This window comes from Streptomyces sp. TG1A-60 (genome assembly GCF_037201975.1).
Lineage (GTDB): Bacteria > Actinomycetota > Actinomycetes > Streptomycetales > Streptomycetaceae > Streptomyces.
Map to the genome: position 1 here is coordinate 1,914,193 of NZ_CP147520.1, position 22,099 is coordinate 1,936,291.

Genomic DNA, 22,099 nt, shown 5'->3' on the forward strand with positions numbered 1-22,099 from the left:
GCGGGTCCCCCAGCCGTTCCGGGGTGACCTCCGGGCTGGTCGCTGAAGTGCGTCCACAGCCTGCGGCGGAACTGTTTCAACCGTGTTTCCGTGCAATTGAAGAACAGTTTCCAGCGGAAGTATCTCGGTAGGTCAGAAAGAGAAAAGCCGTAACTGGCGACGCACGGATGGCGGCATCTCAGTGACGGCACTTATTGCTTCCACCGGGAAGGATCAGATTCTGGGAATCCACTGTCAAGAGTGAGGTGTCGACGGTAGGCTCAAGTCGCCCCCGCCGCGGGGACATTGCGGATGCGACCTGAGGAGTGCGATGGCGAGGCGGCCCCAGGACCTGCTCCACCTGCTGACACGGGCCGAGCGCCTCTCGGTGCGCCGAGTCCAGTCCGTGCTCGACGAGTTCGACTGCTCCATCGAGGCGTGGCGGGTACTCGACCTGCTCTCCGACGGCGACGGACACATCATGACGGCCCTCGCCGACCACGCCTTCGTGCCAGCACCGACCCTGACCAAGCTGATCGACCAACTCGTCGACCAGAACCTGGTCTTCCGCCGCGTCGACCCCGCCGACCGGCGCCGGGTCCTGGTCCAGCTCACACCACGGGGCATGCAGCGCTGGCAGCGGCTGTCCCGCGCGGTCCGGGCCGACTGGGGCGGCGTGGAGCCCCTGCTCGCGGAGGACGAAGCGGAGCAGCTGAAGACCCTGCTCGATCAGCTGGCCGGGGCACTGGAGGGCAACGGCGGAGTCACAACAGCTCGTGCGGAGCGCGCAGTTGGGCGAGCACGTTGAAGTCGAGACCGTCCGCCTGCGCCAGGTAGATGCGCTGGCGCACATGCCGTCCGTCCAGGCTCAGCAAGCCGCGTGGACCTTCGTAGGCGACGTTCTCGGCGGCCGCTCCGATGGCGGAAACGTCCAGGGTGCGGGCCCGTTCGATGAGCGCCGCGAGCAGCAGCACGCCCTCGTAGCAGGACTCGCCGAGGCTGCCGGGCGCCGGTGCGTCCATCCCGAAGCGGCCGGCGTACCGGCCGTGGAAGTCCATCGTGTTCTGGTCGGCCAGTGACGCGAAGAACCCGGCCGTGCTGTAGAGATCGGTGGTTGCCTCGGGGCCGCTTGCCAGCAGCATGCTCTCGTCCATGAGCGTGCTCAGCCGCAGGCAGCGCTGATCGAGGCCGGCAGCGGCGAAGGCCCGGTTGAAGCGAACCGCGTCGCTGCCCACAAGGAGCATGAGCACGCCGTCCGCGTCCGCCCGCTCAATGCGCCGCAGCACGTCGGTGAAATCGTCGATACCCAGCGGGAGGTACGCCTCACCGGAGACCCGGCCCCGGCCCTCGCGCGCGTAGCGGCGCGCGGCCCGGGCGGTGCGCCGGGGCCAGACGTAGTTGTTGCCGACGACGAACCAGCGGCGCACACCCCGCGCCTCAGCGAGCAGCTGCATCGCAGGCAGCAGCTGCCAGGCGGGGGTCTCGCTGGTCATGAAGACGCCCTCGGTGCGCTCGCCGCCCTCGTACAGGGCCGTGTAGACGTACGGCACCCGGTGCGCGATCCGCGGCGCCACCGCCTGCCGCACCGAGGAGATGTGCCAGCCGGTGACACCCTGCACCGCACCCGCCGCCACCAGGGCCTCGACCACGTCCGCGACCCGCTGGGGCTCCGCGCCGCCGTCGACCTCAAGCAGCCGCAGTTCCTTGCCGAGGACACCGCCCGCCTTGTTGATCTCCTCGGTAGCCAGCCGCGCGCATGCCTCACAGGCGGGGCCGAAGATTCCGGCAGGACCCTGCATCGGATACACAAACGCGACATTCAGGGTTGACTCGTCGGCCGTGAACCACTCGGAGGCGTGGAGGCGGAGCGGCGGCCGGTGCATGGGCCCCATGATTGCCGCACCGCCCTCAGGGCCCAAGCGGTGGCCCGGATCGAGACCGATTCGTAGACATGGGGCACGACTCGCTGTCTCGGCAGCCGGATCAGGTCTGCGCTGCCCGGTTCTCCGTGGCGGCCAGTACCAGGATCTGGTCGGTGTCCCAGGTCTTGGCTGCGGTCTGTTGGTGAAGGTAGGGCTCGAACGGTCCTCGTAGAGGTCGGGATAGTGCGACCGGAGCAGGTGGCAAGAGACGAGCAGGTAGGAAAGCAGCCAGTCGCCGGCTTGTCCCACCTCAAGCACATCGGGCAGGCCCTGGGAAATCAGTCGGCGAGCAGGCTGCAGCCCCGGGGGCGGTGAGGTGGGCGAAGAGTGCGCGGAGCGGGGTGCCGGGTGGGGAGGACTCGGGCGTCTTGGAGGTCGTCGTCAGTCCGTTTCCGGACCGGCACCCTCTGCTGGGGCGGGACGTCCGCTTTTCGTGTGCTCGGCACGCCCATGCCGCCCTTCCCCTGGTCCAGCCGGAGCACCACCGACGATGTCACCGTCGGCTCCGGACAAAACGCACCGGTTCCGCGAGCACGGCGGTAGCGGACTCCGTGTCGGCCAGCCGGGCCGACAGGGTGGCCTCGGCCAGGCGTGGAGGAAGGGCCTCGCCGAACTTCAGGCCGCGCAGGGCGCGTTCGTCGACGTCCGGCAGACACAACCGGTCCGTCACGTCCCGCGTCGCGTCGCTCCAGGTGCGCGCGGTAATGTCCTCCCGCAGTCGGATCCAGCGGTCGTTGATGTGCTGCCCCGGCACGGCGACCGTGCCGAGGGTCGCGGCAAGTGTGGCGTTCGTGCGGTGGCCCGCCCAGGTCCACCAGCGCAGGTGGCCGCCCGTGTCCTGAATGATCAGGGTGCCTCCGGGGTGCACTCGCTCCAGGTAGTCCTCGCGGGCCTGGCGCAGGGCGGCAGCCGCCCGCCCCGTCATCCTCACGGGCGGGTCCTCGCCCAGTAGTACCCGGCGTTCGGCGCGCGTCAGCTCATGGGAACCCGCCGGGCCGAACCCGGCGCTGCTCCACTTGGCCTTTCCTCCGCCGTCGACGGGCTCGACGAAGCAGCGCCTGCGCCGCCAGTCGATGTACGTGACCTGCCAACTCCGACCGCCCAGCAGCAGCCGGCGCGGACCGTCGATCCGTTCGGTGAGGAGGCTGGGGTCGGTGCGGCCGATCTCCGCGCGTCCTTGCAGGACGGTGAACTGCGGGGGCGCGGTGAACACGGCGGTGAGGTTCATGAAGTGACGGTGGCCGAAGCGCCGTTCCGCCTCCGGGCCGATGAACAGCATTCCGTCGTCCCGGTCCAGGTAGCCCTGGTCTACGAGGTGGCGCACGATCGGCTCGGCCGATGTGCCGAAGGGGCCGAGTCCGTTCCACCATTCCTGCCAGAGGTGTTCACCGACGCGGTTCTCCTGCAGGCACAGGGCGAGGAGTTGCTGGGCGACGATGTGCCGGGGCTCCGGCGGGGCCACGACCGGTTCCACCCAGCCCTGCGACCATGTGAGCAGCAGTCCGGCCGCGCCCAGCAGACCGTCCTCGTCCAGGGCGAGGAACAGGCAGTTGCGTGCGGCACCCTCGCGGCGTCCCGAGCGGCCCAGGCGCTGCAGGAAGGAGGCGACCGAGGCGGGGGCGTCGATCTGGATGACGCGGTCCAGGTCCCCGACGTCGATGCCGAGTTCCAGGGTGCTGGTGGAGATGATCACGCAGTCTCGGGCCTCGGCGAAGGCTGCCTCGGCACGTCGGCGCTCGTCGAGGGAGAGCGAGGCGTGCGACAGGAAGGTGGTGACGCCCTTCGCCCGGAGCTTCTCGCCGAGTTCCTCCACGTACCGCCGCGACTCGCAGAAGACGAGGCGTTTCTCTCCGCGGTGCAGCGCGGCGATGACGGTGGCCGCGTTGTCGAGCGAGCCGACGTGGTCGAGCTGGATGTCTCCCGGCGGTACGGCGGCCGGGGCGCCGGCTGCCGCGGGCGAAACCCCGGCACCGGTCGTCGCCGAAAACCCTGTGCGGTCAGGGGCGATCACCTGCCCCGGTCGCTTGCCCGCCCCCGAGCCCTGCAGCCAGGTGAGCAGCGCCTCCGGGTTGCCGACGGTGGCCGAGAGGCCGACGCGCTGCACCGGTCGGCCCGCGACCCGTTGGAGTCGTTCGAGTACGGCGAGGAGGTGCCATCCCCGGTCGTCGCCGGCGAAGGCGTGCACCTCGTCCACCACGACGGCCCGCAGCCCGGAGAAGAACGACGCGTGGTCGACGTTGGCGCTCACCAGCATCGCTTCCAGCGATTCCGGCGTGGTGAGCAGGACGTCGGGCCGCGCGGCGAGAATGCGTTTGCGGGCGCCGGCCGTGGTGTCGCCGTGCCACAGGGCCGCGGTGCGGCCGAGCCAGGAGGTGTAGGTCTCCAGCCGTGGCAGCAGGTTGTTGAGCAGGGCCTTCAGCGGGCAGGCGTAGAGGACGGAGGTGCCGCTCCAGCGCTCCCCCGCCATCCGGGTCAGCAGCGGGAAGACGGCCGCCTCCGTCTTGCCGCCCGCGGTGGGAGCGAGCAGGACGGCGTCGTCCCCGCAGACCAGGGGGGTGACGGCGGCCTCCTGGAGTGGGCGCAGGCTCCGCCAGCCCAGGGTGTTGACGATGTGGTGGATGAGCGCCGGGTCCAGGTCCCCGCCGCTCACGGCAGCTCCAGTTCCACGGCGCCGGCGTCCGCGTCCCCGGACGCGGCCGCGTTGCGCTCGGTCTCGGTGAGTTCGGACGAGGTGATGGTGAGCGCGTAGTGCGTGCGCGGGTCGAAGTCCTCGAACTCGTCGACGCGGTCGAGGATGTCGGCGACCAGCTTGCGCAGGAACACGCGGGGCGCGATGCCGACCTTGCCGCCGAGTCCGCCGGTGACGGCCCTGGCCAGCTCTGCCAGGTACGCGTCGTCGACCCGCGCGGCCACCCGCTCGGGATGGCGGGCGGTCTGGGCGTACAAGCCGCGTACGGTACGGCCGAGTTCGCCGAGCTGCGTCAGGTCGAATCCCGGCAGTCGGAGCTGGACGGCGCGCGGGGAGTCGAAGCGCGGGTCGGTCGTGAAGTCGGTGGCCAGCCGTTGCGCGAGCGGAGGCAGCCGCTGCGCTCCCTGCTGTCCGTCGTAGAACGCAGAAGTCCCGGTGATGACGAGGAAGAGCCCCGGGAACCGGCCGGCGTCGATCTCGTCCAGGAGTTGCCTCAGCGCGTTGAGGCCTTTCTCCCGGACGTCGCCGCGGACGCGTTGCAGGGTCTCGATCTCGTCGAGGACGAGGAGGAGGCCGGGGTGGCCGCAGTCGCGCAGCACGGTGAGCAGCCCTTGCAGGAAGCCGAGGGCCGCGAAGTGGTCGAGGTCGCCACGGACGCCGGCGCTGCGGCGGGCGGAGGCCGCGACCGACTTCTGGCCGCCGAGCCAGGCGATGAGTGCTTCCGCCGTGGCGCCGTCTCGGGCGGCCACGGCCCGGCGGTAGCCGCGCAGTGCGGCGGCGAAGGCGGGGGTGGTCCTGGCGACGTCGGCGAGTCTGCGTTCCATGAGCTCGTCGACGGCCGCCGCGAGCGCCACCTCGTCCTCCTCGTCCGTCTCCCCGGCGTCGAGGACTTCCTCCTCCAGTGTGTAGAACCACGAGTCGACGACCGCGCGCAGTGCGCTGGGCTGGTGGGTGGCGGTCGTCAGGCGCTCGGTGAGTCTGCGGTAGACCGTTTCCAGCCGGTGGAGCGGAGTCTCGGTCTCGGAGATCTGGACCTCGGCCGTGGCGAGTCCGGCTCGCTTGGCGCGCTCGGCGAGCCACCGCGCGAAGAACGTCTTCCCGGAGCCGTACTCGCCGCGAATGGCGTGGAACGCCGCTCCGCCTCGTGCCGCCCCGGCCAGGTCGTCGTCGAGCGCGGCCTCGAACCGGCCCAGGCCGACGGCGAGCAGGTCCAGCCCGGCCTGCGGTACGGTGCCGCGCCGCAGCGCGTCCACGACCTCTCGCAGGCGTACGGGACTGGCGGGTGCCGCCGCGTTCACGGCGTGTCCTTCCTCGGCGGCCCGGCCTTGGCGTCGGCGGCCAGGAACTGGTCGCGCAGCAGGGCGATGTCGAGCTTGACCGCGTGACCGGCGTCGACGAAGCCGAGCACCGGGTATCCCTCGACGTTGAGCAGACGCTGCACGGTGGCGACGAAGCCCTCGATGTTGCGTCGCACCCGGCCGGTCGCGGAGATGGCGGCGGCCAGGGCTGCCGGGGACATGGTGCCCCCGGCGGCGGCGAGGGCGTCGATGACGGCGGCGACGACCTTGCCTTCGGGGGCCTTGCGGACGTACTCCTTCTGCGCCTCGTACACCTCGCTCGCCACCACGCTCCCCCCGAGGGTCGCGGGAGCGGAGGCCGCCCCGGGCAGTGCTTCCGGCATCACGACGTCGTCGGCGCCGAACAGTTCCTCGTCCTGTCGGCGCGTGGGTTTCGCCGGCCTCCGCGCGGGTTGCGCGGCGCTTGCGGGGCGGGGTTCGGGCACCTCGACGGGTGCCGTGGTGGCGGGCGTCCACCAGGAGGGCGTGGCCTGTTCGCGGGGCAGCGGTTCCCAGTCGCGTGGAGCGAGTTGCATCGTGGGGAGGAGTACGAGGACGGGGACGGTCGTCTCGGCGAGGGAGGCTCCGCCGTGGTATCCGGCCCGGCGTGCGGCGTACCGGATGTCCTCGTGCCAGGCGGCGGTGATGGTGCCGTCTCCTTCGAGGACGCGGGGTCCGCTCAGCACGACCTCGCCGTCGCCGGCCTCGGTGTCCGGCCGCCAGCGTGCCGACCCGCCGCCGTCCGCGGCGGGGGTCAGCCGGCCCCGGCCGCGGTCGATGACATGTCCGTGGTCGGCGACGAGGACGACGGGACGTGCGTAGCTGCGGGCGGCGGCCAGCAGCTCCCGCAGGTAGGTGATGTCGCCGAGGGACCACACGGTGCGCTGCCCCTGCTGGCCGGAGTCGAGCGCGTCGTCGATGGTGTTGAGGACGACGCCGACGACCGCGTCGGAGGCGAGTGCGGAGGTGAGTTCCGGGGCGAGGAAGTGGCCCGCGTCTCCCCCTATCGACGCCTTGTGGAAGAGGACCGCGTCCTTGCGCCGCTTCGTCCAGCAGGACGCGAACCCGGAGACCTCGGTGGACTGGCCTCCCTGGGTGGCCGCGCCACTGAGCAGGGAGGCCCGGCTCGTGCGGGTGATCGAGGGCAGCATGGAGACGGCGGCGAGACGGGTGCGCCGTGTGCCCTCGTCGGGCCGGGGGACGATCTCCTGCCAGCCTTCGCGCTCGGCCTCCTCGCCCAGTTGTGCGGCGACGGCACTGCTCATTCCGTCGAGCACGATCACCAGGGGCGATCCGGCCGCCGCCAGGGGGCGGACGACGGCGTCGAGGACGTTCTCCACGACGAGGCAGCCGCCCGGTTGCTGGGCGGTGGCGTTCGGGGTCCAGCCGGCCAGGTGCCGGGCGAACTGCTCGTCCAGCCGTTCGCGCTGGGCGCGGCCGTCCTCGTAGAGGTCGCGCAGGCTCCGCGCGACGGCCGGGTCGCCGCCGGGGTCGCCGGCCCAGAGCACGGACAGCGCCCGGTCGGCCCAGCCCCAGTCGGCGACATGCTCGCGTACGCCCGTGGCGACGGACGTCACGGCCGGTGTTCCCCGGCGCAGCCAGCGGGCGAGGCGCACGGCCATCTCGGCGACGCGCACCCGGTCGGGGAAGAGGCCCGCCAGCGCGTGCCCGGACAGCTCGGCCAGCGCGGCCTCCCCTTCGGCGGGCGACCTGTGCGCGCCGTCGACGACGGCGGCGAGCTCGGCGGCGAAGCTGGAGACGAGGAAGCGGCTGCCGGTGAGGCCCGCGGCGAGTCCCGCGTCCCGGGCCAGTTCGTCGGCGCGCTGCAGTACGGCGAACACCTTCTGCCGGGCGTCGACCGACTGCGCGGCCTCGGCGATCCAGCGCAGCAGGGTGCCCTCCACCGCGTCGGTGAAGGCGCCGATCTCGCCCCGGCGCGGACCGGCCTTGCCGAAGAGGCCTCCGACGGCCAGGGCCACGTCGGGGTCGGCGGCGGGGTCGCGCAGCGCGGCGCCGAGCAGGCCGAGCGCCATCGCGTCGTGTCCTCGCCCGGTCTCGGCGAGGGTGAGCAGGACGGGGACGGCGGGTCCGGCGACCTCGCCGAGCCATTTCTTCAGTTCCCCGCGTTCGGTGTCGGGGAGTTCGGCGAAACGGCGGGGCCCGGCGGGGGTGCGTGACCAGGCGAGCAGGACGTCCGCGTCGACGGCGGCCTCCGCCGTGGCGTGGGGCGAGATGTCCGGGTGGTCGAGGCCGAGGCGTTCGACGGCCAGGGCGCGCAGGGCGGCGTCCCGGGTGAGGACGCCCGCGGCGCGCGGCCATCCCCGTCCGGCGGGTTCGGCGTCGACGAGGGCCTGGAGCAGCCAGTCCTCCCGGTACATCCGCACGTCGAGCCCGGTGGCCCCGAACCGCTGCGCCACGATCTCGGCCCTCTCGACGGTGAGGGTGCGCCGGTGCACCGCGTGCCCGCGCAGGTCCCAGCCGAGCTGGTCGTCGTCGACACCGGTGGTGACGACCAGCAGGTCGCCGGGCGCGGCCTCGGCGCGGTGGCTGTGCCAGGCGGTGAGGATGCCGAGGACGGAGGACTCGTCGCGGACGGTGACGCGTCGGGTCTGCTCGCCGACCTCGGCGGTGAAGGTGGTGGCCGAGCCCGCCGCGTACTGTCCGTGGATCAGCATGAGGCTGTGCTCGGCCAGCTTCCTGGCGTGCCGGTCGAGGAGCGCCTCGACGGAGCGCCGTCCCACCTGGGGCAGGAGCGCCATCAGCGTTCGGTCCCCTTCTCGTCCCGGTTCTCGTCCCGGCCGGCCGCGTCGGCCTCGCCGTGGGCGTCTTCGACGACCTGCCAGGTGACCTGGACACGGGTACCGGGGTGCGCGGTGAGGAAGCGGCGGATGTCGGCGCTGAGTCCGTCGACGGTCGCCGCGAGCGTGCTCTCCAGCCGGGTGGGTTCGACGACGTACGCGGCGGGGCGACGGTCCGCCCCGGCCGCGTAGCCCACGCGCGGGTCCGGCGCGGCCGGTCCGGAGTGCGGGGCGCCTCGGTCCGGCTCCGCGGGCACGGCGGGAACCGCGGGCACGGGAGGCGTGCCGTGTTCGGTGAGGCGTACGTCCTCCGCGGTCGGCGCGGCATCCGGCTGCGCGCGGGGGGCGGGCTCCACGGGCCTGGCCGCCTGGGCGAGCCGGGTGGCCTCCCGCATGAGGGCGACGGCCGACTCCTGCAGCGAGTCCAGCACCGGGACGAGGGACTCGTCCTCCTCGTGGGCGTTCGCCGCCCGCCGGACGGAGTCGAGCAGCCGCATGGCCCGGTCACCGACGCCGTCGTCGCGGCTCGCGAGTTCGCGGACCATGTCCAGGTCGGACCAGCGGGTGTCGCGCTGTGCCCGCAGCACCCGGAGCACTTCGGGGGCCTGCTTGAGGGCGGCGCCGATCTCACGGTCCGTCACCTCGTATGCGGCGCTCGCGAGCTCGTTCGTGAGGAGGGTGGCGTCGGTGGTGCGCAGCAGCCGGGCGATCAGGTCGGCGGCGGCCTTCGTGGACTTCAGCCGCGGCGCGTCCGCGCCGCCGGGCCCTTCGAGGCCGAGCCGTACGGCGTTGTCCTGGAGCAGGGTCCGGGTATCCCCCACCGCGGTGCGGTGCTCCTCGGCGACGGCGCGCACCTGCGCGGCGAGCCGGGAGACGTTCCTCGCGAAGAGGACGGGCGACACGCTCTGCCCGAAGACCGCCCCGGCGCGTCGCAGTGCGGTGGTGAAGGTGTCCTCGTCGGGGAGGGCGACGGCACGCAGACCGTAGCCGGGGACGACGCGGTCGAGTTCGGGGGCCTGCGGCACCACCTGGGTCTGGTAGATCCAGGTGCGGTCGTCGAGCAGCGCGTACGTCGCGATGATCAGGTTGGTCACGTTGCGGTCGAGGCCCTCGTAGCCGAGGTCGGTGATCCACTCCCGGATCGTCTCGACGGCCAGGTCGGGGCCGGTGTCGGGGCTTTCGGCGGCCTTCTTGTTGATGCGCAGCCGCCAGTCGTTGCCGACGTTGAGCGGTCCGTCGTGGACCTCGCCCAGACCGAGCGCGTGCACGATCTTCCGGACGACGGGCAGGTGGTGGCTGTCCACCACGACCCGCCGGGAGCCGTCCTCCATCGCGCGGGCGATCCACTCCATGGCGGTCTTGAGTTCGCGCGGGGTGATGGCCTTGCGGGTCAGGCGCGGGTCGAAGTCGGGGTGCTTGGGGTAGCGGGCGGCGAACATGCCGTCGGCGAGCAGCAGCAGGTTCTGCTCGAATCCGACGGACGGCTCGGGTCGGGTACGGGTGAAGCCCGGCAGCAGCGACACCAGGTGCTCCCCGTCGGGCAGGGTCGCCCCGACGATCTCCGGCTCGGCGCGGTTGATCCCGTAGAGCTGGAGCAGGACCTCGGTGAGATGGCCGCTGATGTTGTCGCGGCTGGCCTTGAGCTGGTTGCGGATCTGGGCCCGCTCCTCGGCGGGGCGGGTGGCCGTGTGCTCGTCGAGCCGGTCGCGCTCCAGCAGGTAGTTGATCTTCAGCAGGCGGCCGAGCTGCCGGGAGGTCTGCTCGGAGAAGAAGTCGGCCAGCCAGACGAGGGTGGGCGCGGTACTGCCCGCCCCCCGGAGCCGTTTGACACGCTGGAGGTCGTCGATGGGACCGTGGTCGCCGTCGTCGAAGGGGTAGTCGAAGACGATGCGGAGGTTACCGCGCTGCTGGGGCGCGAACTCGTCGTCGGGCAGGTGCGTGTCGCGCACGTTGCCGAAGACGAACTCGACCGTGCGCCGGGTGCCGCGCCAGACGACGTCCCGTTCGCAGACGAAGGGCTGTGTGTCCTGGATGCCTAGCTCGCGCCAGAGCTGGTCCTTTATCCACTGGCGTCGGTAGCCGAGCTGGTCGGCGACGCCCTGCACCTCTTCGAGGAGCGGTTCGACGTCGATGTCGGAGAGGTGCAGGTGGAAGACGGGGTCGGTGCGGTCCCCGTCGCTGCGCAGCTCGCTGTCGAAGGAGACCTGCAGTTCCCGCAGCCGCTTGGCGGCGACGGAACCGGCGTCTCCCACGCGGGTGCGGATCGATCCGTGGTTCAGCGCGGCTAGCCGGGTGCCGGTGAGCCGGGTCAGCGCGGGCACGTTGGGTGCGAGCGCGGCCAGCAGCAGGGTCTTGACCAGCCGCTCGTCGGCCTGGAACCGCTTGTCGTCGGGGGTCTTGTACTTGCGCAGCAGCTCCTCGCGCACCCTGCCGTGGAACTGGTCGGCGGTCTCGGCGTCCTTGCGCAGCCGGGGCGTGAACGCGGCGCCGGAGCGCTGCGCGATGACGTCCCACAGGTCGCCGAGCGGGATGAGTTCGCCGAGCTTCAGGTCCTCGCGGCGTCGGCGCAGCAGCTCCTGGACGAGTTTCAGGCCGGTGCGCTCCCGCTGGAGGGCGCCCGAGAGGTCGACTAGGACGTTGAGGAGCGCCGGCGACAGCGGGTACAGCTCGCGGAAGTCGTCCCAGGTGGCTTCGGTGCGCCCCTGCCCGTCGAGGAGGATCTGGCGCACCTCGTCGTTGGACGACTCGACGAGTTTGAACGCGTCGTCGCGTACGGACTCCATGCCGGGCTTCGGGGCGAGCACGCGGTGCTTGATGATCTCGACGAGGTTGCTGTCCTCCAGGTCGACGACGTTGAACCGCTCGGCCAGGTACTCGATCTGGCTTTCGAGGTTGGTCACGTCGGCGCCGACGACGTCCGAGCCGATCAGCTGCGACAGGTCGCGCTGGCGGGAGATGAACGACACGATCGGCACCGGCCGACCGCTGTCCCCCGACTCGATCAGCTTGACCAGCCGCTGGACCTGGTCGCGTACGAAGTCCTGGTTGCCCATCTTGGCCTGGAGCCACAGGACCAGTTCGTCGAGGAAGAGGACGACTCCGGTGTAGCCGAGGGACTGGGCGTGCTGGGAGATGACCTTGAGGCCGTTCTCCAGCGGCAGGAACGCGCTGGCCTCGCCGCGCATGCCCTGCGCGTAGGCGGCCATGGGGCCGCTGAGCAGGGCGGAGACCAGCCGTTCGCGGTAGGGGTCGTCGGGCGCGCCCGCGAAGGCCCGGTCGAAGTCCGCGCCGGTCCACGTCCCGGCGGGCAGCGCCCCGGCCTCACCGTCCAGCATCGGCATGTCGTCGGGGTCGGCCTCCACGGGCACGGCCGCGCTCGGCGTGAGGGCCGCGGCGCCCTTGCCGAGCCACTTGAGGAACTTGGCGTCGTCGTCGAGGAACGCCCGCTGGGTGCGGGCGTCGGCGAGCAGCGCGTCGGCCCGGTACACGGCGGGCAGCGGTGTGTCGGGGTGGAGTTGGCGCACCGTGTGCACATAGCCGCCGAGCAGCGCGGAGTCGAGGTCGGCGGAGCCGACGAGGTGGTAGGGCACCATCAGGAACCGGCTGTGCCGCAGCCACTCGTCGTGCGGCGCGACGACCTCCACCAGCCGGGACTTGGTGCGCACGGCCGGGTGGTTGTTGAGCACGGCGTGCAGCACGGTCAGGAAGTGGCTCTTGCCGGAGCCGAACGAACCGTGCAGATAGGCGGCCTCCGAATTGCCCGACCTGACACAGGCCGCCACGATGTCCAGCGCCTGCCGGAACGCCTCCCGGAGCTGCTCGGTGACCACGTACTCGGCCACCCGGGCGTCCGTCTCGCTGAACCCCTGGGAGAGCTCGATCTTGAAGTCGCCGGCATGGACGTCTTCCTTGATCTCGATGACGTCCTTCAGCAGGAGCTCGCTCGTGGGCATCAGGCGGTCGGTCCTTACTCTCGGCTCGCGGTACGGCTACGGGGCTCGCGCGCTGGTCGACGCATCCCAATCCTGCCAGGGGGCACCGACACGCAGGCCCGCCGGTGCGGAATCCGCCGTACCGCACGGTGCCGGAAGGATCACCGCGAGTGCAGGGTCTCGCCGCTCGTGACATGTCGATCTTGCGTGACCTGGGCGTTCTTGGCTGTCTCACGGCCTTGTCACCCATGATCAGTTCAAATCCGTGGCATCTCCCCGCGGGGGCGAGGTCGAGATCAGGCGGCTCGTCCGAGTCAGCGGAGTACACCACGCTGAGCCCCGAGCACGAGGGCTACCGGCGAGCCCGGATCGCGCACCGATGAGTTTCCCGCGCCGCGCTGGTCTATACGCCGGACACCCACGAACGGAAGGCTGAGCCATGCGGAAACTGATCTACGGCATGAACCTGACCCTGGACGGCTACATCGCCGCGCCCGGCGACGACATCGGCTGGGGCGTGCCGAGCGACGAGCTGTTCCTGTTCTGGTCCGACCAGTTGCAGGCGACCGACCTGTCGCTGTACGGGCGCAAGCTGTGGCAGACGATGAGTTCCCACTGGCCGACCGGTGACCAGCAGCCCAACGCCACCCCGGCGGAGATCGAGTTCGCGCGCCGCTGGCGGGACATGTCGAAGGTGGTGTTCTCCTCGACGATCGACAAGGTCGACTGGAACACCCGCCTGGTCACCGGCGACGCGGTCGCCGAGATCACCCGGCTCAAGGCCGAGGACGGCGGCCCGATGGACATCGGCGGCGCGACGCTCGCCGGGGCGGCCATGCGGGCCGGGCTGATCGACGAGTACGTGCTGGCCACCGCGCCGGTCCTGGGGGGCGGCGGCACGCCGTTCTTCACCGCGCTGGACAACTGGGTGAACCTGAACCTGGTGGAGACGCGGACGTTTCCCGGCGGCGTGGTCCTGACCAGGTACGAGACGAGGCGCTGAGCAGCAGCACCCATCCTCGCCGAGGTGAAGAAGGCGCACTACGCCTTCACGGCGAAGCGGAACCAGAAGAACCTCTTCGAACAGATGCGGACCCTGCCCTGGGGCGAGGTGACGGCGAAGTTCTACGACCGCTCCCAGGGGCACGGCCGCAAGGAGACCCGGGTCGTGCAGGTGCTGACTGTCACCGACCTCGGCGTCGACTTCCCCCACGCCGCCAAGGTCGCCAAGGTCGTACGCCACCGCACCGACACCAAGACCGGCAAGCAGAGCCACGGGACCGTCTACGTGATCACCGGTCTGACCAGTCGGCAGGCGTCCCCGGAACGCATCGCGACGATCTTGAGGGCGCGCTGGGTGATCGAAAACAGGCTCCACTTCGTCCGGGACACCGCTTTCCGCGAGGACGCCTCCAAGATCCGCACTTCGACACTATGGGACGGACTCAGCCGTATCGCTCAACGAGCGCGTTGCCGATCGAGGCCAGGTGGTCTCGCACACCCGGAGGGCCAGTCACCTCGAGCCATTCGACCAGCCCGGCAAGCTCGCCGGCGAGCACGTACTCGTTGTGGCCGCGGATCACGACCTCGATGCGGCCGTCGGTCGTGGAACCTCCCACCTCGAGCCGACCGCCGAGCGCCATCCGGAGCACGCCTATCCCGTGGGGTGCGCATACCGCCTGGATTTCGAGGGGCGTTCGCTTGCGGTCGACCTCGTCGGCGATCTCGTGCCAGCTCTCGGCAAGGTCGAAGTCCTCGGGTCGGTGCACGGGATCGTCGGTCGGGTCGGCGGACGACACGCGGTCGATCCGGAAGGTCCGCCGGCCTGCCTCGGTGTCGGAGACGAGGTACCACGACGGGCCTTTGGCGACGATGCCCAGAGGGTGGACGGTTCTCTCGGTTTCGGTGCCTTTGCGGTCGATGTAGCCGAGCCGTACCTGGACTCCGCGGATCACCGCGTCCTGGAGTTCGTCGAGGAAGCGGGGCGGTCGGTGCTCGATCCGGCTCGCCCCCATCGTTGCGGGTCCGTGACCAGCGACGACGCTGCTGCCTCGGCCTGGACCCGGAAGGGTTCCGGCAGGGCATGGACGAGCTTGCGCAGTGCTGCTTTCACGGCCGGTGTCGCGGCCGAGGCCGGGCCGGCGACCAGGAACAGGGCGCGGGCCTCGCTGGCGGTCAGCCCGGACAGGTCGGTGCGGGCGCCGCCCACGAGGCGCCAGCCGCCGCTTCGGCCCTGCAGGGAGTACACGGGCACCCCGGCCATGGCCAGGGCGTCGAGGTCGCGGCGGGCGGTGCGCTCGGAGACCTCCAGCTCTCGGGCGACCTCTGCTGCTGTCACCTGCTCGCGCCGTTGCAGCAGGAGGAGGATGGCCACCAGCCGGTCGGTTCGCATGCCGACGACACTTCCACAAAAACCGGTCATGGGGTGACCGGTTTTGGTCGGCAGGATGGCGACATGGCCTCACCGGCGACTCCCACCGCCCACGGCCGTATCGGCCCCCGGCCCGTCGGGGGTGCGCCGACGCCGTCGTCGGGAACCTTCGTCGCCTGAGCCTGATCACCCCGAAAAGAAGGAGAGGAAATGCAATGTTCGATCCGGCCGATTTTCCCAAGCCCACCCTTATTTCGGTCAACGGTGTGGAGCTTGAAGTCTTTGAAGCAGGCCGGCAGGATACCGGAAAGCCCATTGTGCTCTGTCATGGCTGGCCGGAGCACGCCTTTTCCTGGCGCTATCAGATGCCCGCCCTCGCCGCAGCGGGCTACCATGTCATCGTCCCGAACCAGCGGGGTTATGGGAACTCATCCCGTCCGACCGAAGTAACGGACTACGACATTGAACACCTGTCGGGTGATCTCGTCGCACTTCTCGATCACTACGGATACGAAGATGCCACCTTTGTCGGTCACGACTGGGGTGCAATGGTCGTCTGGGGACTGACCCTGCTGCATCCGAACCGTGTAAACAAAGTGATCAACCTGAGCCTGCCCTACCAGGAGCGCGGAGAAAAGCCCTGGCTCGAGTTCATGGAAGATGTGCTTGGCGGCGACTTCTATTTCGTCCACTTCAATCGGCAGCCAGGCGTCGCGGACGCCGTGTTCGAAGAGAACACCTTCCGGTTCCTTCGCAACATGTACCGGAAGAACGAGCCACCCAGGGAGCCTCAGCCGGGTATGGCGCTGATCGATCTCGCCAGAGCGGAAACGCCACTCGGTGATCCCGTCATGAGCGACAGCGAACTGGCCGTTTTCGTCTCCGCCTTCGAATCGACAGGGTTCACGGGCAGTGTGAATTGGTACAGGAACCTTGACCGCAACTGGCGCTTGCTGGCGGACGTGGACCCGATCATCCAGCAGCCCACACTCATGATCTACGGCGACCGGGATGCGGTCCAGAGGTCTGAAAAGCTGGCGGAGTTCGTACCCCATGTGGAAGTGGTCAATCTGGATTGCGGTCATTGGATCCAGCAGGAGAAGCCGGAAGAAACGAACCAGGCGATCACGAAATGGCTGGAACAACAGGATGCCATTTAGCCGCGATCTTTCGTGACGGTCCGCCAACGGAGTTGGCCACCCGAAAGGGTGAACCGCTTGACCTGCCAGTCTCAGAATCGCGTCCTGTGTCAGGTGCGTTCGCGGACTCGGGCTGTCAGGCCCGGGGAGCCGTCGTGCACTCCGCCCAGACCGTCTTGCCGGGGCCGGGGCGGTCGTGTACGCCCCAGTCGGCGGAGAGCGCGTCGACGAGGAGCAGGCCGCGTCCCCCGTCCTCGTCCGGGCCGGGGGTCAGTCGCGCCGGCTGGGCGGGGTGGGTGTCGGTCACCTCGATCCGGACCATGCCCCGGCTCTCGTCGTGGGACAGGGACAGGGCAAAGTCCCGTCCGGGGACGCGGCCGTGGAGGACGGCGTTCGCGGCGAGTTCCGCGACGACGAGGACGACGGTGTCGTGTGCCTGGGTGCCGTGCGGGTGGCCCCACTCGGTGAGCTGGTGCGCGGCGAGCAGCCGGGCGAGGCGCGCACCGCGCCGGGTGGCGGAGAAGCGCTGCGCGAACGTACGGGCCGGGGCGGGGCTTTGGGTGCGGGGGGCTGGCATGGCGGCCACCCTGCCGGGAGGTGACGGCCCGTCGGCAGGTCCGGCGCTGATACAGATCACGTTGTACTGGTTCACTCACTGGACTGGGTCGGTCGCTGTACGTGACGATGAGTGGGTCACGCGTGGCGCAGCGCGCACGGCAGACGGTACGGCAAACGTCCGGGCCCGGCACGAGCACGGCCCGGCGGCACAGGGGAAGGCGGCTGCGATGGCGACGGGCAACGGCGGCGGGGCGGGCGGGAACGCCGGGCAGGGCGGAGGGCTCGGCGGGGGCGGTAACTGCGAGCCGGAGCTCTCGGACAGTCTGAGGACCTTCGGCGCGGTCCTCAAGGCCTTACGGGAGGAAGCCCGCCTGACGCAGGAGCAGTTCGCGCCACTGGTGCGGTACTCGGTCGCGTACATCGCCAAGATCGAACAGGGCAAGCGGTTCCCGCCACGGGATCTGCTGGAGCGGTCGGAGGAGGTGCTGGGGGCGGTCGCGGGGCGGGTCCTGGGGGCGGCGGCGAAGAGTCTGACGCGGAGGGCGGGGCTGGCGTCCTGGTTCTTGCAGTGGGCCACCATCGAAGAAGAAGCACTCTCGCTGTATGCATACGAAAGCCGAGTCGTTCCAGGGCTGTTGCAGCCCGAGCCTTACATTCGGGCTCTCTTCGACCGGTACCTGCCTCCGCTCACCGAGGAGCAGTCCGAACGGCAAGTGGCAGCGCGTCTGGCCAGACAGCAACTTCTCGTCGATCGCCCCAACACGACGTTCAGCTTCGTCATCGAACAGGCTCTGTTGGAGCGTCGCATGGGAGGGGTTTCCGTAACGAAAGCTCTCCTCGATCACCTCATCGCAGTCGGCAGGTACCGCAACGTAGAACTACAGATCATGCCTCTGCTACAGGAGGAACACTCAGGCTTCGAGGGCGAGATGTACCTTGCCGAGACGGCCGATCACCGCTGGATCGGGTACGTCGAGGGCCACGGCACCAGCATGCTCATCAGCGACCCGAAATCGGTAAGTCACATGCTCCAGCGCTATGGCAAGATGCGCTCGCAGGCTCTGAGCCATCAAGCCACGGTGAGCCTGTTGGAGCAGATGCGAGGAGCGCTATGAGCACCAGCGAGCTGGCCTGGTTCAAGAGCAGCTACAGCGGCGGCGGCGGTGACAACTGTATCGAGGTTGCAGTGCGCCCCAGCGTCGTTCTTGTCCGGGACTCGAAGGACACCCAGAAGGAGTCCCTGGCCGTCTCCCGCGATGCCTGGTCGGCGTTCACGACGCTGGCGGCCGACTCGCGCGTCTGAACTTCCGGTGGGGCAGCGCCTGTCGCTGCCCCACCGAATGCGTCACGCCTACTCCACGTCCAACGCTGGCTGCTTCACCGCCGCCTTGCGGCCACGCGTCTTCCGCACAGGACGCCAGGCCTTCAGCTCCTCGGCGCCGACCTGGTGCTTGCGGAGCTGGTTCTCGTACTCGGCCTCCAGCTCGTCGGCCGGTACGTCGCCCCACTCGTCGTCGTACTCGCCGTGCCACTGCTTGACCCACGGCATGACCTCGTGGAGGCCGGCCAGCAGCGGAACGACCCGTTCGGAACTCCAGCCGTCCCGTGTCGTCCGGGCGGTCAGCAACTCGAAGAGCGCCTGCGCCTGGTCCTTGTGATCCCAACCGGCCCACCCGAGCATCAGCGTCGAGTCACTGTCCGGCCCGGCCTCGGGGTAGGAGATGAACCGCTCCTTGGGCACGTCGAGCTTGCCGCGGTTGGACCAGAAGGACGCGCGGGCGAAGTCGGCGGACGTGTACTTCGGCGGTACGGGGATGTCGAGCCGCTGCCCGGTACGGTCCTCCTCGCGCTGCTGCCGCCAGACGTCTTCCCACTGAGCGCGCTTGCGCAGGCCGGGGTCCTTGTAGCGCATCGCGGCGAGGTAGGGCACATGCTCGTCGGCGATCACTTCGGTGAGGGTCTGCGCGAGGGGCAGGTCGGGCTTACCGAGGTGGTCGGAGGCGTAGAGCGCGGCGACGGAGAGGAAGTCCTCGTCCGTACCGAGCTGGTCGGCAAGGTAGTTGACCGTCATCGGACGAGGCCGCTTGAGCCCGTCCCGGACCTCGTACCAAAGCTCTTGCTTCTCACACCGGTCCAGCAACCAGTTCCGCAGCGCGGCGCGTTCCTTCTTCTCCCACGGCTCGGTGGCCCAGCGGCGCTTACACTCGGGGCGCTCGATGAGGGCGATGTCCTTGCGGGAGTTGATGATGTCGATACGCGCCTGAACGATGTCGCGGTACCAGTCGGGCCAGTGGGCGGGGATCTCGGTGACGGGGGTGGACCCGTGCCGCCGGAACCACTGCTCGACTGCCTCGTCCCGCTCAGCGTTGGGGGCGATGACCAACTCGAAGGCGCGATGCCCCAACTCGACCTCGGGACACTCAGTCAGCCGTTCCGAAGGAACGGTAGCCCTCTCGACGTCTGCCGGACTAAGCAGTCCGTAGAGACCATAGACCTGCCAGTCCAGCTCCTCCTGTGTAGCGATCATGCAGCGACGGATGCGTTCAAAGCTGGCACGTGCCTCGCCAAGCACACTACTCATCGGGACTTGCTTCGCAATCACAGCATCTGGCTCACACAGCGCGATTCCGCTCGCCGCCGAGTCCAGCATGCGGCCAAGCGTAAGCGGAAGCCGCTCGGTAAGGGGGAAATCCTGAAGCTTGGTACCGGTGAACTCGTAGAAGCTTTCCCACGCGTACCTCCCTGTGGACCGCTCACCTCCTCGATTTCCCTTATCCTGACTGACCTGCTTCAGCCAGAAACAAGCAGTCGAAGAGTTCAGTACTCCCAACAGCTGCAGGTACTCATCCTCACTAGCCCCATCACACAACTTTACGATAGGAGCGTGCCTATTGAATACTTCCTCCCCTCGCCCCAGAACAAAGTGATTATGTGTCGCAACACATGCAAAAGCGAGACTGAAACCACCGAATCGGCGATGGAAAAACATCGAATACTCAAACCATTGGAGGTCTCGCTCCAACTGGGTCTTACCGTACGCAACGCGATCCCGAAGGATTACCCGATTAGGCCACGCCAACCGAAGGATCGCTTCATCAGCGACCGCATGATGAGGAAACTCCTCAGCGTATGGCCAGAGAACAGTTACCGGTTCAGTGATACGCCAGTCCCGACTCGACTCACCATCGACCATCGGACGTTGGAAGTCTCTCGAGACATGGGCACGAGAGAGGGCTCCTCTGCCCAGCGTGTAAACATCGTCCGCTCGTGTCACGGCACCGAACCCAATAGAGGAGGTGCGTGCACCCAGGACCAACGCCGAGTGACTTTCAATGAACTGCTGCAACTCACCTGCACCACCCCCGGTCACAGCCCACGGATGATCCATGAAACGTGCAGCAAGGGTGTTCTCCACGGTGACCCAGTCGGACTCGCTGCCAGGGTCATTCACCTGCCGAACGATCGCCTTCCAAACACGCCCCTGCGCGGCAACCCTCGGCTGATCAGGCTCACCACGGACACCAAGTACCGCTCGCACGGCTCGCTCAGGACTGGGAACTCGATTCCGCCCAACGAGAATAACCGTGGGCGTCCCGTGCCCCGGAACATACGCCCCTGAAGTGTCAATCACGTGAGAAAGCTCGACGCGGTTTCGAAAAACAACCTCAATGAGCTTCTTACCGAACTCCCTCTTCATGAAAGAGTTCGCGGTAATCTGCCCCACGAAGCCGCCACCACCGCGACGGCCGCCTGCCCCCTTCACCGCCAACTCGAACAATCGCTGAGCAAACGGCACCGACAATGCGTACGTCCCTGTACAAGCATCGTACGCAGCGCGGTAATTCTCGTTCTCCTGCTTATCCTTAACCGTGATATAAGGCGGATTCCCCACCACCACGTGATAAGATCCCCGCCCCAACAAATCAACCCGCTTCGCGTACTCCCACACATCCTCCGTCGAATACGCGAACGCCGCCCCCTCCTCGCGCCCGATCTGCACCTCCGCGAACAACGTGTCCAAGTCCGTCTGGATACCCGCCGCATCCCGCCCGTGCAGCAGCGAGTCCCCCACCGCGACGTTGATCGGGAACGGCGGCGCGTCCTTCAGCCTCTCCGCCCCCGCCGCCCGCATCGCCGCCACCAGCAACCGGAACCGCGCGATGCTCACCGCGTACGGGTTCTTGTCGCAGCCGTGCACGGACTCCAGCGAACGGCGCACCAGCGTCCACACGTCGGTCCCCGGCTCAGCCGCACGCCACTTGTCCATCAGGCGGTGGAAGATGCCCAGCAGGAAGTGGCCGGAGCCGCAGGCCGGGTCGATGGTGCGCAGGCCGCGCCGTTCCTTGCCGTCGGGGCCCTCCCACGCCGGGTTCAGGCCGAACGCGTCCGTGGAGACGGCCGGTTCGAGGGTGAGATCGAGGATGAACTCCTCGACGAACTCCGGGGTTTGCAGCAGCGCGTACGTCTTGCGGGCGTGCTCGCTGAGGTCCTGGTACAGGTCGCCGAGGAAGCGGGTGTCCCACTCGGGGTCGGTGAAGTCGTAGCGGATCTCGCCCTCGGCGCCCCACCGCCGCCAGAAGGACAGCAGTCCGGTCGCCGCCTCGTAGCCAGGCGTGATGTCCCACAGCGGGTTGTGGGCCTCGTCGAAGAGGCCGGCCGCCGTGTCGTTCGCCTCGCGGAGGGCGTCGAACGCGGCGAACAGCCAGTCGCGGTTGTTCTTGGTCGGGTTCTCGCGGAAGTACGCCTCGTGCCGGGCCTCGGCCTCCGCCAGCCGCTCCCCCGGGCCGGCGATGAACGGCTCGTCGATGAGACCGTTGTCCTCGCAGAAGCGGACGAAGACACAGGCCAGCACCCAGGCCGCTGCGGACTGCGTGACCCGCTCGTCCCGCCAGGCCCCGTACGTCGCCGCCGTGCGCCGGGCCTCCCGGGCGTGCCGGTACTCGGCCTCCAGGCGGACCCGGATCTCGTCCACGGACTCGGCACGCTCCCGCAGGTCGTCCTCCAGCGCCGTGACCTGCCGCTTGAGATCCTTGAGCAGGGCCGCCGGGTCCACACCAGCCTTGACGTCCGTCACGTTCCGCTTCCTTCTCGATGCACCGCGCGCACTACGGTCCCCCGAGGTCCCTCGCGCCAGAGCCCCAATCCTGCCAGGTGACGGGGCACGGACGGAGGGCCACCCGTCATGCCGAGACCGCGCCATTTCCCGTGATCACGCCGTCAAAGTGATCGCCGTGACGGCTCCTACCACTCCGGGCGTTCCGCCGCCGGCGTTCAGGGCGGCGAGCAGACACCACTACGACACCGCGCAGCTGGCCGCCGGGAACCGGTTACGGATATCCGCCGACCACCTCGCGGGACTGGCCGCCGAATGCGC

At 69.3% G+C, this 22,099-nt stretch carries 12 protein-coding genes and 2 pseudogenes; 6 read left to right on the forward strand and 8 right to left on the reverse strand.

Annotated features, from left to right (window positions below; all coding sequences use genetic code 11):
• Positions 1-310: 310 nt before the first annotated feature.
• Positions 311-787, forward strand: coding sequence for a MarR family transcriptional regulator (locus WBG99_RS07780; RefSeq protein ID WP_338895623.1), 477 nt, complete (start codon positions 311-313; stop codon positions 785-787).
• Here the strand turns inward: WBG99_RS07780 and WBG99_RS07785 are convergent.
• From WBG99_RS07785 to WBG99_RS07805, 5 genes are all read right to left on the reverse strand, one after another.
• Entirely contained in the window at positions 744-1,862 is a 1,119-nt protein-coding gene (locus WBG99_RS07785; RefSeq protein WP_338895624.1) for a substrate-binding domain-containing protein, read from the reverse strand. The two genes, WBG99_RS07780 and WBG99_RS07785, sit on opposite strands and share 44 nt — an antisense overlap.
• 532 nt (positions 1,863-2,394) lie before the next feature.
• Complete coding sequence (locus WBG99_RS07790) at positions 2,395-4,551, reverse strand: DEAD/DEAH box helicase (RefSeq protein WP_338895625.1); 2,157 nt, start codon at positions 4,549-4,551, stop codon at positions 2,395-2,397.
• Positions 4,548-5,888 (reverse strand): BREX system ATP-binding protein BrxD, encoded by a 1,341-nt coding sequence (gene brxD, locus WBG99_RS07795; RefSeq protein WP_338895626.1) that lies wholly within the window; start codon positions 5,886-5,888, stop codon positions 4,548-4,550. The genes WBG99_RS07790 and brxD overlap by 4 nt, the downstream gene beginning before the upstream one ends.
• On the reverse strand, positions 5,885-8,686 hold the full coding sequence (gene pglZ, locus WBG99_RS07800; protein ID WP_338895627.1) for a BREX-2 system phosphatase PglZ: 2,802 nt from the start codon (positions 8,684-8,686) through the stop codon (positions 5,885-5,887). The genes brxD and pglZ overlap by 4 nt, the downstream gene beginning before the upstream one ends.
• Complete coding sequence (locus WBG99_RS07805) at positions 8,686-12,678, reverse strand: PglY protein (protein ID WP_338895628.1); 3,993 nt, start codon at positions 12,676-12,678, stop codon at positions 8,686-8,688. The genes pglZ and WBG99_RS07805 overlap by 1 nt, the downstream gene beginning before the upstream one ends.
• A 418-nt stretch (positions 12,679-13,096) precedes the next feature.
• Between WBG99_RS07805 and WBG99_RS07810 the strand changes: the two genes are divergently transcribed.
• Positions 13,097-13,660: a dihydrofolate reductase family protein gene (locus tag WBG99_RS07810; protein ID WP_338895629.1), complete on the forward strand. Its 564-nt coding sequence runs from the start codon at positions 13,097-13,099 to the stop codon at positions 13,658-13,660.
• A 24-nt stretch (positions 13,661-13,684) separates the two neighbouring features.
• A pseudogene (locus tag WBG99_RS07815) lies at positions 13,685-14,077 on the forward strand (ISAs1 family transposase); the annotation flags it as partial.
• A 25-nt stretch (positions 14,078-14,102) separates the two neighbouring features.
• Here the strand turns inward: WBG99_RS07815 and WBG99_RS07820 are convergent.
• Positions 14,103-15,049, reverse strand: a pseudogene (locus WBG99_RS07820) (WYL domain-containing protein).
• Between the two features lie 194 nt (positions 15,050-15,243).
• Between WBG99_RS07820 and WBG99_RS07825 the strand changes: the two are divergent.
• Positions 15,244-16,188, forward strand: a complete 945-nt coding sequence (locus WBG99_RS07825) for an alpha/beta hydrolase (protein WP_338895630.1) — start codon at positions 15,244-15,246, stop codon at positions 16,186-16,188.
• A gap of 115 nt (positions 16,189-16,303) precedes the next feature.
• Here WBG99_RS07825 and WBG99_RS07830 read toward each other — a convergent pair whose 3' ends face one another.
• A complete protein-coding gene (locus tag WBG99_RS07830; RefSeq protein ID WP_338895631.1) occupies positions 16,304-16,744 on the reverse strand; it encodes an ATP-binding protein in 441 nt (146 codons plus the stop codon).
• A gap of 208 nt (positions 16,745-16,952) precedes the next feature.
• On the opposite strand from WBG99_RS07830, the gene WBG99_RS07835 reads away from it, so the two are divergent.
• Both WBG99_RS07835 and WBG99_RS07840 read left to right on the forward strand, forming a co-directional pair.
• The gene (locus WBG99_RS07835; RefSeq protein WP_338900259.1) at positions 16,953-17,840 is read left to right on the forward strand and encodes a helix-turn-helix transcriptional regulator; all 888 of its coding nucleotides are present in this window, start codon (positions 16,953-16,955) and stop codon (positions 17,838-17,840) included.
• Positions 17,837-18,028 carry a DUF397 domain-containing protein gene (locus WBG99_RS07840; protein WP_338895632.1) on the forward strand — a complete coding sequence of 64 codons (192 nt, stop codon included), beginning with the start codon at positions 17,837-17,839 and terminating at the stop codon, positions 18,026-18,028. Before WBG99_RS07835 ends, WBG99_RS07840 begins: the two co-directional genes overlap by 4 nt.
• A gap of 48 nt (positions 18,029-18,076) precedes the next feature.
• On the opposite strand, the gene pglX is transcribed toward WBG99_RS07840, so the two are convergent.
• Entirely contained in the window at positions 18,077-21,799 is a 3,723-nt protein-coding gene (pglX, locus tag WBG99_RS07845; RefSeq protein WP_338895633.1) for a BREX-2 system adenine-specific DNA-methyltransferase PglX, read from the reverse strand.
• Between the last annotated feature and the right edge of the window lie 300 nt (positions 21,800-22,099).